This is a genomic window from Marinomonas ostreistagni, assembly GCF_016461785.1.
Lineage (GTDB): Bacteria > Pseudomonadota > Gammaproteobacteria > Pseudomonadales > Marinomonadaceae > Marinomonas > Marinomonas ostreistagni_A.
The window spans coordinates 69,745-85,458 of record NZ_JAEMUH010000006.1; the positions used below are offsets into that span (position 1 = coordinate 69,745).

14 protein-coding genes and 1 pseudogene are annotated in these 15,714 nt (G+C 45.1%); 8 read left to right on the top strand and 7 right to left on the bottom strand.

The annotated features are described in order from the left end of the window. Nucleotides 1–30 precede the first annotated feature (30 nt). Nucleotides 31–3,414, top strand: coding sequence for a transcription-repair coupling factor (gene mfd / locus JHD44_RS07390; RefSeq protein ID WP_233401882.1), 3,384 nt, complete (start codon nucleotides 31–33; stop codon nucleotides 3,412–3,414). A 74-nt stretch (nucleotides 3,415–3,488) separates the two neighbouring features. After that, nucleotides 3,489–4,184: a hypothetical protein gene (locus JHD44_RS07395; RefSeq protein WP_199462122.1), complete on the top strand. Its 696-nt coding sequence runs from the start codon at nucleotides 3,489–3,491 to the stop codon at nucleotides 4,182–4,184. A 56-nt stretch (nucleotides 4,185–4,240) separates the two neighbouring features. Here the strand turns inward: JHD44_RS07395 and JHD44_RS07400 are convergent, their stop codons facing one another. The 3 genes from JHD44_RS07400 to msrP all read right to left on the bottom strand — a co-directional run bounded on the left by JHD44_RS07400 (nucleotide 4,241) and on the right by msrP (nucleotide 6,149). Beyond that, the gene (locus tag JHD44_RS07400; protein ID WP_199462123.1) at nucleotides 4,241–4,486 is read right to left on the bottom strand and encodes a hypothetical protein; all 246 of its coding nucleotides are present in this window, start codon (nucleotides 4,484–4,486) and stop codon (nucleotides 4,241–4,243) included. Between the two features lie 66 nt (nucleotides 4,487–4,552). Continuing rightward, nucleotides 4,553–5,158 (bottom strand): protein-methionine-sulfoxide reductase heme-binding subunit MsrQ, encoded by a 606-nt coding sequence (locus JHD44_RS07405; RefSeq protein ID WP_325097057.1) that lies wholly within the window; start codon nucleotides 5,156–5,158, stop codon nucleotides 4,553–4,555. 1 nt (nucleotide 5,159) lies between these two features. Then, nucleotides 5,160–6,149, bottom strand: a complete 990-nt coding sequence (gene msrP, locus JHD44_RS07410; protein ID WP_199462124.1) for a protein-methionine-sulfoxide reductase catalytic subunit MsrP — start codon at nucleotides 6,147–6,149, stop codon at nucleotides 5,160–5,162. Nucleotides 6,150–6,300: 151 nt separating this feature from the next. On the opposite strand from msrP, the gene JHD44_RS07415 reads away from it, so the two are divergent. The 5 genes from JHD44_RS07415 (at nucleotide 6,301) to JHD44_RS07435 (ending at nucleotide 10,445) form a co-directional block, all read left to right on the top strand. Beyond that, the gene (locus JHD44_RS07415) at nucleotides 6,301–6,552 is read left to right on the top strand and encodes a hypothetical protein (protein WP_199462125.1); all 252 of its coding nucleotides are present in this window, start codon (nucleotides 6,301–6,303) and stop codon (nucleotides 6,550–6,552) included. A gap of 44 nt (nucleotides 6,553–6,596) precedes the next feature. After that, complete coding sequence (locus JHD44_RS07420; RefSeq protein WP_199462126.1) at nucleotides 6,597–7,064, top strand: CreA family protein; 468 nt, start codon at nucleotides 6,597–6,599, stop codon at nucleotides 7,062–7,064. After that, nucleotides 7,039–7,818, top strand: coding sequence for an endo alpha-1,4 polygalactosaminidase (locus tag JHD44_RS07425; RefSeq protein WP_199462127.1), 780 nt, complete (start codon nucleotides 7,039–7,041; stop codon nucleotides 7,816–7,818). Before JHD44_RS07420 ends, JHD44_RS07425 begins: the two co-directional genes overlap by 26 nt. 84 nt (nucleotides 7,819–7,902) lie before the next feature. Then, nucleotides 7,903–9,147, top strand: coding sequence for a cytosine deaminase (codA, locus tag JHD44_RS07430; protein ID WP_199462128.1), 1,245 nt, complete (start codon nucleotides 7,903–7,905; stop codon nucleotides 9,145–9,147). A gap of 215 nt (nucleotides 9,148–9,362) precedes the next feature. Further along, a complete protein-coding gene (locus JHD44_RS07435) occupies nucleotides 9,363–10,445 on the top strand; it encodes a mechanosensitive ion channel family protein (protein ID WP_199462129.1) in 1,083 nt (360 codons plus the stop codon). Between the two features lie 8 nt (nucleotides 10,446–10,453). Here the strand turns inward: JHD44_RS07435 and lldD are convergent, their stop codons facing one another. Beyond that, nucleotides 10,454–11,587 carry an FMN-dependent L-lactate dehydrogenase LldD gene (gene lldD / locus JHD44_RS07440; protein WP_199462130.1) on the bottom strand — a complete coding sequence of 378 codons (1,134 nt, stop codon included), beginning with the start codon at nucleotides 11,585–11,587 and terminating at the stop codon, nucleotides 10,454–10,456. Between the two features lie 115 nt (nucleotides 11,588–11,702). On the opposite strand from lldD, the gene JHD44_RS07445 reads away from it, so the two are divergent. Continuing rightward, nucleotides 11,703–12,602, top strand: a complete 900-nt coding sequence (locus tag JHD44_RS07445) for a LysR family transcriptional regulator (protein WP_199462131.1) — start codon at nucleotides 11,703–11,705, stop codon at nucleotides 12,600–12,602. Between the two features lie 49 nt (nucleotides 12,603–12,651). On the opposite strand, the pseudogene ribB reads toward JHD44_RS07445, so the two are convergent. The 3 genes and pseudogenes from ribB to JHD44_RS07460 all read right to left on the bottom strand — a co-directional run. Next, nucleotides 12,652–13,275: pseudogene (ribB, locus tag JHD44_RS07450) on the bottom strand (3,4-dihydroxy-2-butanone-4-phosphate synthase); the annotation flags it as partial. Between the two features lie 32 nt (nucleotides 13,276–13,307). Then, nucleotides 13,308–14,066: an SDR family NAD(P)-dependent oxidoreductase gene (locus JHD44_RS07455; protein WP_199462133.1), complete on the bottom strand. Its 759-nt coding sequence runs from the start codon at nucleotides 14,064–14,066 to the stop codon at nucleotides 13,308–13,310. 103 nt (nucleotides 14,067–14,169) lie between these two features. Next, nucleotides 14,170–15,651 (bottom strand): NCS1 family nucleobase:cation symporter-1, encoded by a 1,482-nt coding sequence (locus JHD44_RS07460; protein WP_199462134.1) that lies wholly within the window; start codon nucleotides 15,649–15,651, stop codon nucleotides 14,170–14,172. Between the last annotated feature and the right edge of the window lie 63 nt (nucleotides 15,652–15,714).

Consider the following 15,714-nt stretch of genomic DNA (forward strand, 5'->3'; position numbering starts at 1 on the left):
TTAGCCAATCAGATGACCAAACACAACGTAATGAATTTTTCTGCCGGGTTCAAAAACCATCTTGAGGCTCAGAACCTTAGCCACAAAGCAAAACAGATCGTTGATCTCGTTGCGCAACATAAAAAACCGCTGCTTTACATCGCAGCCAGTGCGACGGAATTAAATGAAATAGAAGACAACATCCGTTTCTTTGCCGACCAAGCAACGCCCGTATTACGTTTCTCAGATTGGGAGACTTTGCCCTACGACAGTTTCTCCCCACACCAAGACATCATTTCTGATCGTCTTAATACCTTAGCTCAAATTCGTGATTTGTCAGCTGGAATTGTTTTAACGACCACGTCTTCAGCCTTGACTCGAATCTGTCCTGAAGAGCACATCGATGCTCAGCGCTTTGAGATCGTGTTACAACAGAAGATCGATCAAAAGCAATTAGTAGATCGTTTGACCAATGGTGGCTACCTAAATGTTGAAACCGTCAACACTCATGGTGAGTTCGCTGTTCGCGGAGCCATTATGGATGTTTTCCCAATGGGGGTTGAGCACCCCATTCGAGTGGAATGGTTTGACGATGAAATCGAATCCATTCGCTGGTTTGATGTGGACAGTCAACGTACCATTGAAAAAGTCACCGAGATAAAGATTCTTCCAGCACGAGAGATCGCGACCACACAGCATGGTATTACCGGATTTCGTAAGCGCTTTCGTGAACGTTTCGACATCGACCCACTTAGCAGCCCCATTTACCAAGACGTCAGTGAAGGCATTATCCCTGGTGGGATCGAATATTATTTGCCACTCTTCTTTGATCAAACAGGAACGTTGTTCGACTATTTAACACAAGACACTTTGATTGCTCGAAACGAACAGATCAACGAATACGTCGGCGCCACATTACTTGACTATAAAACACGTCACGAATCATTAGCTTACGATATTCAGAAGCCGATTTTAAAGCCAAGTGAACTTTGCCTGATCGAAGATGAGTTTTTCGCCAAGCTCAACCAACACCCTGGTGTGATCTTCGGTGAGATAGCCGATTCTGAATTATTGCTACCCAACTTAGCGACAGATCCTCAAACCCGTTCTAGCTTTGATAAGCTCAGCCACTTTATTGACCAGCAAAACAGTACGTTAATTGTGGCAGAGTCAGCAGGTCGTCGTGAGGCCCTACTGGATCTACTACACGATGCCTCAATTCGCCCTAAAGTCTGTGAGGATTGGCAGGATTTCCTCACCAAAAACAGCGGTATTTTTATAACCGACGGTTTGCTCTCAAAAGGCTTTTTACTAGATGAGCAAAATGCACTTGTCGCCGAAAGTGATTTACTCGGTGAACGAGTCGCACAATCCCGCCGTCGTAAAGCCTCCAACATCGATGAAGATTCAATCATACGTAACCTCACAGAGTTGCGCATGGGCGCTCCTGTCGTTCACATTGATCATGGTGTGGGGCGCTATCTAGGTTTAACCAACTTATCAATTGATGGACAAGAAACGGAACTACTGACCTTAGGCTATGCTAACGACGCCAAGCTATATGTACCCGTTTCCTCGCTTCAGCTGATTTCTCGCTACACTGGTGCTGATGAAGAGCATGCACCTCTGCATAAATTAGGCACAGAAAAATGGAGTGCAGCGAAGCAAAAAGCCGCGGAAAAAGCCCGTGACACGGCTGCAGAGCTGCTCGACATTTATGCCAAACGTGAATCGAAAAAAGGTCATGCATTCGCTTCACCGGATGAGGCTTACAAACAATTCTCGGCCGGCTTCCCGTTTGAAGAAACGCCCGATCAACAACTGGCTATCGATGCAGTCATTCGCGATATGTCTTCAGCCAAAGCAATGGATCGCCTAGTGTGTGGTGACGTTGGGTTTGGTAAAACAGAAGTCGCCATGCGCGCTGCATTCTTAGCGGTTCAAGATGGCAAGCAAGTCGCCGTGTTAGTCCCTACCACTCTACTGGCACAGCAGCATTACGATAACTTCTGTGACCGCTTCGCTGATTGGCCTGTTCAAGTGGAGCTGCTGTCACGTTTTCGTTCAGGCAAACAGACCAATGCCGCCATTGAACGTATTCAAGAAGGTAAAGCAGACATTGTCGTCGGAACACATAAGCTAATCCAAGGCGACATTAACTTTGCCAACTTAGGATTGGTCATCATCGATGAAGAACACCGCTTTGGTGTGAAGCAAAAAGATCAGTTCAAGGCGCTGCGTGCGGAGGTCGACATTCTGACCCTTACTGCAACACCGATCCCTCGAACACTTAACATGTCACTGAGTGGTATTCGCGATTTATCGATCATCGCCACCCCACCCGCTAAACGTCTGTCGGTCAAAACGTTTGTAAAACAAAAAGACGACCATCAAATTCGTGAAGCGGTTCTACGTGAGCTATATCGTGGTGGCCAAGTGTATTACCTACACAATGAAGTCCAAAGCATCGAAAAAGCAGCGGAAGACCTCAAAGCATTGGTTCCGGAAGCACGCGTGATTGTGGGTCATGGGCAAATGCGTGAGCGCGAGCTGGAACAAGTCATGTCTGACTTTTATCACAAACGTGCCAATGTGCTGGTTTGTTCAACCATCATCGAAACTGGTATTGACGTACCCAATGCCAACACCATTTTGATTGAGCGAGCAGACAAGTTTGGTTTGGCTCAATTGCACCAGCTTCGTGGCCGAGTGGGACGCTCACACCACCAAGCTTATGCTTACTTGCTAACGCCAAATGATCGTAAGATCACACCAGACGCTGAGAAACGACTTGAGGCGATTAGCATGGCAGACACTCTAGGGGCAGGCTTCACTCTAGCTACCCACGACCTTGAGATTCGAGGCACCGGTGAACTGCTAGGTGAGGGACAAAGTGGCCACATCGAACACGTAGGCTTCTCGTTGTTTATGGAAATGCTAGATCGTGCGGTGCAGTCTCTGAAAAATGGCGAATCCCCTGATGTCGACATCAGCACACCATCGCAAACCGATATTAACCTGCGCATTCCTGCTTTGATCCCGGAAGACTACCTTGGGGATGTACACACTCGCTTAATGTTGTATAAACGCATAGCAAGCGCTAAAGATGATGCGCAATTAAAAGAACTTCAAGTAGAAATGATCGACCGTTTTGGACTCTTACCTGATCCGACGAAAAACTTATTCCGTCAAACGGCATTGAAATTCAAAGCAGAGAAATTAGGCATTAGTAAAATTGAAGCCAATCAAAGCGAAGGTAAGATTCACTTCAAAGCGAATACCCCGGTCGATCCGATGAAATTGATTGGCTTGATCCAAACCAAACCAGATCAATTCAAGTTATCGGGTTCGGACACCTTGCGTTTTATTGCTAAAATGCCGAATGCGGACGAGCGTTTTACTCACACATTAAAAACATTGGAATTGTTACATTGAAAGCCATCTCTCTAATTTTGTTAGGCCTACTGTGCAATACATGCGTTCAGGCCAATTCACTAGACTCATTAGACTTGAATAAAGCGCGTGCCTACCAAGCTTACGTTATGACCTTCGTATGGCCAGAGAATATGACCTCTGAAGACATCGAATACCAAGATATTTTTTCCCGTGAAGAAATCCAACCAATTGTGGACTGGGAAGATACTGAGAAAAGTGATGCCCTACCGGACTCGTCACCGTTTGACGCTTTTACTAAAACACTTTCTGCGCGCACCGAAGTATTAAGTAATAAAACATGGACACTAATTTTCCCTGATACAGGCAGTTCCATCAGTGAATCTTTTCATAGTACTCAAGCTACGCATGGTTATCCGCTGATGAAAGGGGAAGTTAAGTTCACTCTTGGGCGCTATCTTGAAAGTGACTTAGACTACAAACACTACCAGTTTGGTCAGCCGACTGACTCGGACGAAGCCCCCCTTAATGCTGAAATGGCCACCATTATCGATGGAACAGAAACGCTAACCTCGCAAGGCTACTCAGTCAGTACACCACAGCCAAGCCAAAATACTATTGCCTATACAAACAATGAGTATGCTGTTTGGAATGGTCCAACACAGGTATTGTCATTGCATTTTAACAATAAGACGGCCAGTAAAAAGCTTAATTATATTGACCACCCAGTCATTGGCACACTTATTTACTTTGAGCCGTTAGACTTAGAAGAAGCCATTGATATGGTTACTCAGCCCAGTCTTACACAGTAATACGAACAAAAAACCTCCTTTAATGCCTTAAAGGAGGTTTTACAATAAAAAAGGTTTTAGTGTTTAGTTGGCCCACGGCGAACCAGTTCTTTACCGTTTTCAAATACGTCTTGAGTAACCCAACGACCCAGCAACAACTGATGATTACCGTCTAGCACAGCAACAAATGGGCGGCCATCAGCATTATTTGTCGCCAAGGCAACTCCCGCTACATTGTTCAATCCGAAACTACCATTCTCTACCGCCAGCAAAAACGCCTCTAGTTCTTCAAGGTTATCAATCACTCGTTCGTCATTAATCATTACTAATACTCAATTACCACTTTAAAACAGATAGGATAACAGTTATCCGATTTAGCCAACACCTATTCACGAACTGTACAAGCGCCTTAAACGCTTTGAATGAGTAACCAATCGATAAGCCAGCAAGCCGCCCAATACCGATGAAAAGATAATCGCCAATGAGGTATCGCTTTTCACCTGCCACCACAAGTGCGCAATTATTGCTAAAGCAGCAAGATAGATAAAACGATGCAATCGTTTCCAGTTACGCCCTAATCGCTTCATCATAGGTTTGGTACTGGTCACTGCAAGCAGCAATAAGATAACAAGCGCTAACACCCCAGCATAAATATAGGGTTTCTCCACGAGGTCTGAGCGAATCCACGTCCAGCTTAGACCGGCAAACAACACCAAATAAATGATCAGATGCAGCACTGAGTAGAAAAACGCTGCCAACCCTGTAAAACGCCGATACCTTGCTAAGATTTTGAATCGTTGAAACGTCATCAATGGCGTTACCGATAATGCTCCCGCCATAAACACGCAAGCCCAAATGCCGCTTAAACGCATCAAAAGCTTGCCAGGATCAGGGAAATATTTTCCCAAGAATAACGAACAAAACATCCATAAGAATGGCAATAAGAACACTACCAAGACATAAGGCTTTTCTTTTCGATTCCAAAATGACTTCACGTTAGTAGTTTCTCTTTAGATCCATACCAGCGTATAGACTGGCAACTTCATCGGCGTAGCCATTAAACATTTGTGTTTCAATCACATTTGGAAACAGCACACCACTGGGCAATCTTCGCTCTTCTTTTTGCGACCAACGAGGGTGATCCACTTCAGGGTTCACATTCGCATAGAAGCCATATTCATTGGGTGCCAAAGTACTCCACGTGGTGATCGGCATACTTTCCACAAAACGAATTTTGACAATCGACTTAATACTCTTGAAACCGTATTTCCAAGGCACGACCAAACGCACAGGCGCACCATTTTGATTCGGCAACACGCTGCCATACATCCCTACACTCAACAGCGCCAAGGGATTCATTGCTTCATCGATACGTAAACCTTCTCGATAAGGCCAATCAATAGAACCGCCTCGCTGTTCTGGCATTTGCTTCGGGTCGTACAGTGTTTCGAAGTAAACATACTTGGCCTTTGAGGTTGGCTTAAACTTCTTCAGCACATCCGCCAGCGGAATCCCAATCCAAGGCACCACCAACGACCATGCTTCAACACAGCGTAGGCGATAGATGCGCTCCTCTAACAATGACTCTTTAATAATGTCATCTAAGTCGAAAACGCCAGTAACATCAGCCTCACCTTCAACAGTAATCGTCCAAGGTCGAGTTTTTAATGAACCTGCTCTTTTAGCTGGGTCACCTTTGCCGTAACCAAACTCATAGAAATTATTGTAAGACAACGTTACATCATACGGCGCTGGTGTTTCGTCTTTGCCATAAGGCGTTTCGATAACTCGATCAAACGCCGCTTGAAGAGGTTGAGCGGGAGATAAAGGATTGCCTGACTGCAATGCCGCAAACGCATTACCAAAACCCAAGCCAAATGCGGTACCACCTGTCACCTTCATAAATTGTCGACGGTTTAAATAAACGGATTGATCCGTTACTTCATTTTCTGAACAGTCAGACCGTTTCTTGTTTTTAATCAGCATATCGCGCTCCTTGGTTACTCTTAAGATGGACTATTAAAGTGTGTTCTGGTTCGAGCATTACCGTTATCGTCACATTTAAACCACAATCGTTGACAGGTACTCAGTGAGCAGTCAGGATGGCCCACTTTCCCGTCAACACGAGCGAAGAGTCATGGCAAAACCGAATAAAAAAGGCCCTACGAAAACCATCGATATTTATTGCCAAAACTGCCAAGCCCAGCTGTTTAAGTACCGAAAAGGCGGCAAAGGCGCATTAGTCAAATGCTTCAAGGAACGCATTGTTGAAGACTTCACCAACACACCTTGCCACTGCCCTCACTGCAACAAAGAATTCGCCCGTGACACATTAGTACGAGGTACACCTGCTTATAAGTTTATTGGTGGCAAAGTTTGGTTTAAATAATACACTAGCAACCCAACACAGAACGTTAACAGGGATTAGACGATATGAAGAAGCGATTTATTACAGCCATTTTTGCCCTCGCGCTTACAGGCTGTTCCGACGACGAAGTGGGCGATGTATCTCTTGGCCTATTTACCTTAAAAGACATAAAAATCTCGAACTTGGTGGATGATAAAATCCCAGGCGTTACCTGCCACATCGCATCGGTAGAAGCGAATCTAAGTTTTTCTGATCCAAGTGATAGCTCTATCGCCTGTCGTCAAACGGGGGCCATCACACCTGCAATGCTTGCAACCATTGATAAAAGCCCCTCCGGTGAAGTGGTGTTTAGGAAGTCCAAAAGCATCTTTTTCAAAACCATGAAAGTTCGCCGGATTTTTGATGCAGAAAACCAGACCTTGATGTATTTGTCTTACACTACCAAAGAAACCGAAGGAAGCTTTAAACATAGCCTTTCAACTGTACCGCTTTGGGGAACTCAGGCTTATGTTGAGTCAGTTCAAACACCATAAGCTCTACATTAGTGGCTTTTGCGTGCTATGGGCAACCAACGCTATGACTGAAAATTGGTATCAGCCTAGCGTAAAAACCACTTGGCAATGGCAATTACAGGGGCAACTTGATACACGTTACAACGTAGACGTTTACGATGTGGATTTGTTCGACACCACGGTGGAACAAATCCAATCTTTGCAACGTCAAAATCGTAAAGTCATCTGCTATTTCTCAGCGGGCTCTTTGGAAGATTGGCGTAATGACATTCGATCTATCCCTATAAATGCCATCGGCAAACCATTAGACGATTGGGCCGGAGAACACTGGCTCGATATTCGTAACAAGCAAGTTTGGCGGACTATGCAGAACCGCATTAAACTTGCTCTAAAAAAGGGCTGTGATGGCATCGAACCAGACAACGTAGACGGTTACCAAAATGACTCAGGCTTTCCTTTAACCGCTCAAGATCAAATTGCTTTCAATCGTTTCTTGGCTCAGAGTGCTCACATCTTAAAACTCTCCATTGGCCTAAAAAACAGCCTTGGCATCGTTCCGGAGTTGGTGAATGACTTTGATTTCGCTGTTAACGAACAGTGTTTAGAATTCCAAGAATGCGATTTATTAATGCCCTTTATCCGACAAAATAAAGCCGTATTCCATGCGGAATACCAAGCTAGCAGCAACATATGTCTTCCTGCACAATCCATGGGGTTTAGCACCCTATTACTGCCTCTTGAACTGGATGGCAGCTTTCGCAAAGCCTGCCCATAGCTTTAAAAACACAATCAGGGCTATTTTGCTTTGCGGCTAAAAGTGCGACGATCAAGATTAGGCCATTGAACTAAAGGGACGCTTATGAAGATCATCAATGCACGACTTAGACATTCTGATGCCTTATTTACCATTGAATGCGAACAAGGTGTTTTCACCCACATTCAACAACAAGAACAGCCACTCCAAACTACCTGCGATCTGGATGCTAAACAGAAGCTACTGTGCGCGCCATTCGTTGAACCACATATTCATTTAGATGCCGTACTGACCGCCGGAGAGCCCCGCTGGAATAAGAGCGGCACCCTATTTGAAGGCATAGAGTGCTGGTCTGAACGCAAAAAAATGCTCAGCCATGACGACGTACAGCAACGAGTTCTAAAAGCTGCAGAGCTATTGATCAGCCACGGTGTCCAGCATATTCGAACCCATGTGGATGTGACCGACCCAGAACTCACAGCTCTAAAAGCCATCGTGCCTTTGAAGCAGACCTTAGCCCCCTACTTAGATCTTCAGGTCGTTGCATTTCCCCAAGAAGGCATATTGTCTTACCCCAATGGCAAAGGGTTAATGGAACAAGCCTTAGAGATTGGTGCTGATGTGATCGGCGGGATCCCTCACTTTGAATTCACACGCGAATACGGCGTCGAGTCCATGCTTTGGGTGATCGAGTTGGCACAAAAACACAATAAACTGGTGGATGTACACTGCGATGAAATCGATGATGAAAACTCCCGCTTCTTAGAAGTACTGGCTACAGCTACGCTAGAAAGCGGTCTTGGCAATCGGGTAACAGCAAGCCATACCGTCGCCATGCATTCCTATAACAATGCCTACTGCTCTAAACTGTTTCGCTTGCTGAAAATGTCTGGCATTAACTTCGTTTCCTGTCCCACAGAAAACATTCACCTTCAAGGTCGTTTTGATACCTTCCCCAAACGTCGCGGCATTACCCGAGTGAAAGAGCTTCGGGACGCAGGAATTAACGTTGCCCTTGCCCAAGACTCTATCCAAGATCCTTGGTACAGCTTAGGCAACGGTAAACTGTTACGCCAAGTAGACTTCGCTCTGCACGCTTGTCATATGATGGGATACGACGACTTTAGTCACGCCCTCGACTTTATCACCGACAACGGCGCCAAAGTCATGCATATTCAAGATCACTACGGCATCGAAGTCGGCAAACCTGCTAACTTCATCGTACTTAACGGCGCTGATGATGTGGAAGTGATACGTGAACAAGCAGAGATAATCTACTCAGTTCGTAAAGGCGAGATCATGGTAGAGAGGCAACCCACTCTATTAGTAAACAATCCAAAATTGCTTTGATCCACAATGAAAGATGAAACACTCTGCCCATAATAATCCAGAGTGTTTCAACGTTTGTTAGGTATCTCTTAAACACCAACGTAAAAGCAATCCCATTTTCTCGAATATAGATCAGGCCCATCCATCCTACCAAAGCACAACTTTTTGGACATTCATGTGCTGGAGCGGAATAGAACTTGCAGTCAGTTGTATAACTTATAAACAAGGACGCTTTTATGAATGATATCCTTGCATTTCACCAGTTTATGCCTGATTGGGTAATTTCCGTTGCCATTGTTGTGGCCATTATCGGTGCGTTGTTACTCATTAAGCGTTTGGTTTTATCACGGCTGATACGTTTAGCGGGAAGAAGCCATTATTTCTTCGACTCATTACTACTCAATGCAGTCAAAGTACCATTATCCCTTCTAATTTTGTGCATAGGTCTATTCATCCTAGAAAGACTGCCCGCAGAAGACTCCAACTTTAGTGAAGCCATTGCAGGTTCTTCTACCTATGCTGTGCCAGTTTTACTAATCTTTGCTGCCGTGTTTTTCTTAGACCGGTTGATCACAGGCTCTATCAATCACTACAGCAATAAGTCATCACTCTTACAAAGCAGCCGTCCAATTGTAAAAGGTATCAGTCGATCCTTTGTCTTTGGTATTGGTGTGTTAGTGCTACTTGGTACACTTGGGATTTCCATAACACCATTAATTGCATCACTAGGCATTGGCTCTTTGGCAGTTGCACTGGCTCTGCAACCCACCTTAGAGAACTTCTTTTCAGGCGTTCAACTGTTAGTTGATCGCCCAATTCGTGTGGGAGATTTTATTGAGTTGGACTCTGGTGAACAGGGGTTTGTTGAAAAGATCGGCTGGCGTTCCACTTGGATTAAAATGCTACCTAACAACACAGTTATTATGCCAAATAGCGTATTATCCGAGTCCAAAATCATTAACTATTTTTACCCCTCAAGAGAAATGTCTGTTTCTGTCGAAGTGGGTGTTCATTACGACTCAGACTTGGAACACGTGGAAGCTGTGGTGATTGAAGAAGGTAAACAACTGATGGAAGAGCATGAGTTTGGCGTGCCAACACATACTCCCATTGTGTTTTTCCATACCTTCGATAATTCCAGCATAAACTTTACTGTCATCCTCAAAGGACAAGAGTTTTTCCATCAGTTTTTCTTACGTGCAGCGTTTATCAAAAAGCTCCACAAACGCTTTAAAGAAGAGAATATCGTGATCCCTTACCCCATTCGCGCGATTAACACCGAACAGGAAAATGCTCGTATTATTCAGCAAAATGAGTAAGGTAGATGTTACATCACCAATGAATCACGGCTGAGATCTTGAATGCTGTTCGCTCCAGTAAGCGTCATGGCTACACGCATTTCTTTTTCAATAAGATCCAGTACGTTTTCAACGCCAGCTTGGCCTGCAGTGGCTAACGCATACACAAAAGCACGGCCTAACAAGGTACAGTCAGCCCCAAGGGCCAACATACGAACCACATCCAGACCTGTTCGGATGCCGGAATCCACTAGAATTTTAATATCGCCTTTTACTGCATCAGCGATTTCTGGCAAGGCACGAACAGATGACATAACACCATCTAGCTGGCGGCCACCATGGTTGGAAACAATGATCCCATCAGCACCAAAACGTACAGCGTCTTTGGCATCTTCTGTATCTAGGATCCCTTTGATGATCATAGGGCCATCCCAGAAATCACGGATCCATTCGAGGTCTTTCCAGGAAATAGAAGGGTCGAAATTTTTGCCTAACCAGCCAATGTAGTCTTCCAGTTTCGTAGGTTCACCACGGTAGGTGGAAATATTCCCCAGATCATGAGGTTTACCATTAATGCCCACATCCCATGCCCAAGCAGGATGCGTCATGGCTTGTATGACACGACGAATCGCCGCATTAGGACCACTCATACCAGAGTGCATATCACGGTAACGAGCACCAGGTACTGGCATATCCACCGTAAACACTAGATTTTTAATGCCTTGGGCTTTCGCGCGCTCAAGTACATTTTTCATAAAACCGCGGTCTTTTAGAACGTACAACTGGAACCAAATCGGTCGCGTAACAGCCGCACTGACTTCTTCGATCGGACAAACAGATACTGTCGACAGTGTAAACGGAATGCCTTTGTTTTCAGCGGCTTTAGCCGCTTGGACTTCACCACGGCGGGCATACATGCCAGTCAGACCGACTGGTGCTAAAGCAATGGGTAATGACAGCTTTTCGCCAAATAGCTCAGACTCAAGGTTTAAGTCAGACATATTCTTTAAGATACGTTGGCGCAGCGCGATATCCGACAAATCATCCGTGTTACGTCGTAGGGTATGTTCTCCGTAAGAGCCACCATCAATGTAGTGGAACAAAAACGGTGGTAACTTCGCTTTTGCCGCCGCTCGATAGTCTGTCGATGCTGAAATGATCATTGTTGCACTCCCAAAAAGCGTGGAATTATTTTTGTTGTAGGAGAATCTAATGGTTTATCTTTAGATGATATATACCCATAATCAAAAACATTATTTCCAAAAACAACATAATCCTATGCATTCTGATGATCTGATTTTGTTTTCACAGGTGGTTGAGTTAGGCAGTTTTAGCAAAGCGGCTGAGTTAAATAACTTAACCAATTCTGTTGTTAGCAAGCGTATCGCGCGCTTAGAAAAAGCCCTCAATGTCCAGCTTTTATATCGCACTACTCGAAAGCTAACACTTACCGAAGGGGGCCAAGCGCTGTTTATCAAAGCACAAAAAGTAGCACTTGCCACACAAGAGGCTACCAACTCCGTCGCTGGATTTGGTGAAGCCATTCAAGGTCATATCAAGATGTCCGTGCCAACTATTTCAGGGGAGCTTTTGCTCGCTGATGCGGTCGCGGAATTTTGCAAAATGCACCCTGGACTTACGGTCGATATGTCGCTGAATAATCAGTTTGTGGATTTAGTGAAAGACGGTTTCGACTTAGTCATCCGCACTGGCTATCTGGAGGACTCCAGCTTAATCGCTCGCCATATCTTAGACTCTCATTGGATCGTCTGTGCTTCCCCTGGATACATTCGACAGCACGGCAAACCTCAGACCCCTGAAGAACTAGTCGGACATAACTGTTTGCTGTATTCCTTTCAAACAAACGGTGCCAATGAGTGGGAATTTAAAGGTGATGAGCAAAATTATCGCGTTACAGTTGAAGGGATCTTCTCCAGTGATAACGCCATCGCCCTGAGAAAAGCCGCATTAGGCGGCCACGGTATTGCGTACTTGCCAAGGTGTCTGGTGTACCACGACCTACGTAACGGTGAGTTAATCGACCTGTTACCTCAACAAGTCGGAAAAGTGATCGGTGTTTACGCGGTTTATCCGTTTACACGCCAGCTCCCCAAAAAGCTCAAGCTGTTGATTGAACACATTCGACAGCGCTATCTAGCAATAGAGCATTATTTTTAACCTATTAAGCGAGCTCTAATACTCGGGGATTCGCCTTTGCAGATCTAGCAGTATTTTGGTTTACCAAAGAGCGCCGGTATTCGATCAGATCAGCAATGGTGCCGATCTTTAGCCCATATAATTTAGCAAAGATTTCAAGGTCCGGACGGCGAGCCATACTGCCATCATCGTTGAGGATTTCAATAATGGCACACGAAGGTGTTAGACCCGCTAGTTGCGCTAGATCACAGCCGGCTTCAGTATGCCCATTTCGCTCCAGCACACCGCCCTTTTTCGCGACAATGGGAAAAACATGACCGGGTGATACGATATCCATCGACGTAGATTGCGGTGCGGCTGCGACGTGAATGGTTCGCGCACGATCAAACACAGAAATCCCTGTCGTCACCCCTTCAGCCGCCTCAATAGAGATCGTAAAATTGGTACCAAACTGCTCTGTGTTATGCGCCACCATCGCCGTTAATCCCAACTGTCTCGCTGTCGTTTCCGTCATCGTTTGACATAAAAGACCGCGCCCTTTTGACACCATAAAATTGATAATTTCAGGTGTGACCTTTTCAGCAGCCACCATTAAGTCGCCTTCGTTTTCTCGGTCTTCATCGTCCATTATTATCACCATTTTGCCTTGACGGATGTCTTCGATGATGTCTTCTATGGTGTTGAGTGCTGTCATAATGTACTCCTGCGTAATCGCTGGTTTAGACGTTATTCTCGGTGAATCGCGAACGGAGCCCAAGCTTGCATGGTAGGCATGACTTCCATTCGGTTTATACAAACATGAGGCGGCAACGTTGCGATGTAATACATGGCGTTGGCAATGTCTTCTGCGCTCAGAGCTTCCGTGTTGGCATACAGCGCATCTGATGCAGCTTGATCACCTCCGGTTCGCACCAAGGTAAACTCTGTTTCAGCAATCCCAGGCGCTAAATCTGTCACCCGCACCCCTGTTCCCAAAAGATCACAGCGCAAGTTGTAGCTAAATTGCTGAACAAAGGCTTTTGATGCGCCATATACATGACTTCCAGGATAAGGCCACTGTCCTGCGATCGAGCCGACATTAATGATGCTCGCCCCCTCTCCAACCTTGATTAACGTAGGCAGAAACGCATGGGTCATATTCACCAGCCCAGTAATATTGGTATCGATCATAGTGTGCCAATCGGCCAATTCAGTTTCCTGTGCAGGTTTGGGCGATAAAGCAAGTCCTGCGTTATTAATCAAACAGGCCACGTCATTAAACGGCTCAGGCAAATTATTCAATAAGTCGTTTATCTCATCCTGGTTACGTACATCTAAGACTTTATAGAACACAGGAACCGTTTCCATTAGCTCGGTTTGCAGTGCTTGAAGGCGGTCTTCACGGCGGCCAGTAATCACCAGCGCCCAACCTTCTGAAGCGAACTTGAGTGCAGCCGCTCGGCCAAAACCTGATGTGGCTCCTGTAATGAGTACAACTTTATTCATTCACATGAATCCTTTTTTTAAAGTGGCAACCTAACCCAATCGTGAAAACCATTGCATTAGGTGCCATCAAGATACGTTACATAAAAAATAGCGTTATCCAACGTTAAACATTAGATAGCTCTGAACTGACATAGGACTTAGGGCTAAACTGGCTAATGGCGTAATACAGCACGGCTCCACTCACGGCTCCCGTGAACCAACCGTAATTGTAAAACCACATCAAAGTATCAAAAGTGATTGCCACTATGGTCAGTGAGACAGGGATTAAAAATGCAAACATGCCAGTCCAATTAACCGATGGATAAGCATCTTCTTTATAAAGCGCCAACACATCCAATGACTGCTTTTTAATCATGAAGTAATCAACGATCATGATGCCCGCAATAGGGCCAAGTAAGCTTGAATAAGCCAGTAACCAGTTGGAAATAAAGCCTTCAACACTGACATCGGAAGCGATCCAACCTAGCTTTTTCATTAACTCCCAGCTCATCAACAAAATACCAACCAACCCCGTTAACAAAACACCCTTGGTATGATCAATGTACTTTGGTGCAATGTTCTGAAAATCATTAGTAGGCGACACTACATTTGCCGCGGTATTCGTTGACAAGGTCGCAATCACAATCATGACCATAGCAATCGCAACAATAAATGGATTTTCGATTTGACCGATCAGTGAAATAGGATCCGAAATAGTGACACCAAACATTTGTACCGATGCAGCAGTCATCACCACACCCAGAGACGAAAACATAAACATGGTCAATGGCAAGCCAATGACTTGACCAATGATCTGATCTTTTTGCGATTTAGCGTAGCGGCTAAAGTCAGGAATATTCAGAGACAAAGTGGCCCAAAAGCCCACCATAGCAGTTAAGCCAGAAAAGAAATATTTAGCAAAACCATCTGTTTCTGGGCGGCTGGCTGGGGTTGCTAACAACTCAACGTAGGACACCTTGCCGCTGGCCCAAAACAACAGGCCCAATGACACGATTAAAAGTAAAGGGGCAGAAAGGGTTTCTAGCCATTTGATGGAGTTGGCTCCCTTGAGTACGACTATGATATTCAGTAGCCAGAAGATGAAAAAGCCTATCACCTCTCCTATACCACCTAAGCTTGCCCAGGCAGACGAGATCGACGATAAAAACAGATGGATGGCCAAGCCTCCAAACATGGTTTGAATACCGAACCAACCACAGGCCACTAAGCCACGGATCATACAGGGAATGTTAGACCCTTTAATGCCGAACGAAGAACGCAGCATAACAGGGAAAGGGATACCGTATTTGGTCCCAGCAAAAGCGTTTAACGTTAACGGAATCAGTACGATAATGTTCGCGATTAAGATCGTCACTAACGCTTCCACTACAGATAAACCAAAGTAATTCGTTAAGATACCACCAAGCGTATAAGTGGGCACACAGATGGCAATCCCAACCCATAACGCAGCGATATTAAATTTACTCCAAGTTCGCTCGGAGACTTTTGTCGGCGCTAAATCTTCATTGAAGTTTTTGCTCGACTTAAGATCATCCCCTACTTCTAACTCGTAAAACTCATCAATCTTTTTCATGCTTGAATTCATTTCTACGTCTCCATTCGACTAGAAAACAGTTTTAGTTAATCACTCATTTCACCTACACATTGC

What these genes read in the sequence shown, in the direction of transcription:
- JHD44_RS07415 (WP_199462125.1), top strand. Translation starts at nt 6,301, where the DNA reads ATGGCAAAACCGAATAAAAAAGGCCCTACGAAAACCATCGATATTTAT.
- codA (WP_199462128.1), top strand. Translation starts at nt 7,903, where the DNA reads ATGAAGATCATCAATGCACGACTTAGACATTCTGATGCCTTATTTACC.
- JHD44_RS07420 (WP_199462126.1), top strand. Translation starts at nt 6,597, where the DNA reads ATGAAGAAGCGATTTATTACAGCCATTTTTGCCCTCGCGCTTACAGGC.
- mfd (WP_233401882.1), top strand. Translation starts at nt 31, where the DNA reads ATGAATTTTTCTGCCGGGTTCAAAAACCATCTTGAGGCTCAGAACCTT.
- JHD44_RS07435 (WP_199462129.1), top strand. Translation starts at nt 9,363, where the DNA reads ATGAATGATATCCTTGCATTTCACCAGTTTATGCCTGATTGGGTAATT.
- JHD44_RS07455 (WP_199462133.1), bottom strand. Translation starts at nt 14,066, where the DNA reads ATGAATAAAGTTGTACTCATTACAGGAGCCACATCAGGTTTTGGCCGA.
- JHD44_RS07445 (WP_199462131.1), top strand. Translation starts at nt 11,703, where the DNA reads ATGCATTCTGATGATCTGATTTTGTTTTCACAGGTGGTTGAGTTAGGC.
- JHD44_RS07400 (WP_199462123.1), bottom strand. Translation starts at nt 4,486, where the DNA reads ATGATTAATGACGAACGAGTGATTGATAACCTTGAAGAACTAGAGGCG.
- lldD (WP_199462130.1), bottom strand. Translation starts at nt 11,587, where the DNA reads ATGATCATTTCAGCATCGACAGACTATCGAGCGGCGGCAAAAGCGAAG.
- msrP (WP_199462124.1), bottom strand. Translation starts at nt 6,149, where the DNA reads ATGCTGATTAAAAACAAGAAACGGTCTGACTGTTCAGAAAATGAAGTA.
- JHD44_RS07460 (WP_199462134.1), bottom strand. Translation starts at nt 15,651, where the DNA reads ATGAATTCAAGCATGAAAAAGATTGATGAGTTTTACGAGTTAGAAGTA.
- JHD44_RS07425 (WP_199462127.1), top strand. Translation starts at nt 7,039, where the DNA reads ATGTTGAGTCAGTTCAAACACCATAAGCTCTACATTAGTGGCTTTTGC.